1 protein-coding gene is annotated in these 1,467 nt (G+C 56.4%); it reads left to right on the top strand.

Translation table 11 applies throughout. From position 1 onward, the window contains the following. Positions 1 to 145: 145 nt before the first annotated feature. Complete coding sequence (locus tag AC3A5O_RS28730) at positions 146 to 1,177, top strand: IS110 family RNA-guided transposase (protein WP_305492404.1); 1,032 nt, start codon at positions 146 to 148, stop codon at positions 1,175 to 1,177. The last annotated feature ends 290 nt before the right edge of the window (positions 1,178 to 1,467 follow it).

Here is a 1,467-nt window from a genome sequence, read left to right on the forward strand (position 1 = left end):
TTCAAAAGTGACCCGCTGTAATTGGATGGACTCGCCCACGCCGAGGCGTCAATGCGCCACGGTGGCAGTCTAAGAAGCCAACGACAGCGAGGGCGAGTCCATGAAAAAGAATACGACGCTTAAACAGTCCCTGTCTTCAACCGATCTGTCGGCCTGTACGACAGTGGCGATTGATCTTGCCAAGCAGGTATTTCAAGTCGCAGGCGAAGACGCCCTTGGCCGAGTACTTTATGAAGACCGCATCAAGTCACGTGAGGCCTTCCACGCCTTCTTGTGCAGGTTGCCGCCAAGCATCGTTGTACTGATGGAAACCGGCCCAGGTGCTCAAGCATGGGCACGACAGCTACAGGCTCAGGGTAATCTGGCGCGAATTCTTCCAGCGCAACTGGTGGCTAACCACCGCAGCGGCGCAAAAAATGATCGCAACGATGCGCTGGCCATTTTACGGGCCGGACGGGACACCAAAATTACAGCGGTGCCCATCAAAAGTGCCACAGCACTGGCCATGCAGGCATTGCACCGTGCCCGGCAGGGTTATGTGCGTCGACGTACAGCTACGAGTAACCAGATGCGTGGGCTATTGATGGAACACGGTGTTGCCTTGGCACAAGGTGATGTTGCTATCAGTCAAACCCTACCTCGGGTGCTGGAGGATGCTACCCAACCACTGCCAGACATGTTGCGCGAACTCATCGACGAGTTGCTGGGCGAATGGCGCCAGTTAGGCGAGCGGATCAACGTATTGACCGGTCGCCTGGAGATCGCTGCGAACCAGGATCAAACCGCCAGACGGTTAATGACCGTACGCGGTGTCGGTCCGATCATCGCCACAGCGATGCTAGCCAAGCAGACCGAACCCGAACGTTTTGCCAATGCACGCCAGTTCGCTGCCTACTTTGGCATGGTGCCTGATCAGAACAGCAGTGGGCAAAAGGTTCACTTGGGCCGAATGAGTAAACGAGGCGATGGTTACATACGCAGTCTGATGGTTCAGGGAGCTCATGCCGTATTGAGGCACCTCCCTCCTGATTCAGAGCTGCCCGACGATCGTCGTTTGCATCGCTGGTTGAGTCGGCTAGGACGTAAGGAGGCGGCGGTACGACTGGCGAATCGCAACCTACGAATCATCTGGGTGCTGCTACAGAATGACCAGACTTATCGCAGCCAACCGGCCTAAGGCCGGTCGGCTGCGACAAGTTACTGATCAACAGAGTTCTGCCACCGGGGCGTAAAAGCGCTCCAGCCCCTGCTTGAAAACATTGACCCCAGGTCAGACCGTCGCGGATTGATGCCTGCGCTCTTACCGGCCTTCGAGGCCTGAATGTAATCGGCATACCGTGAGCTCAACCAATGTTGGCCAGAAGTCGAAGACGGCTTCCTCGATAGGCCTTATACATAGATGCAGCCGGGTCGCAGTGTTGAAAAGCGGGTGACAGTGGAGGCGAGTCCATACATAAGAGCGGAACC

It is taken from the genome of Pseudomonas sp. Soil_N_39 (genome assembly GCF_057655955.1).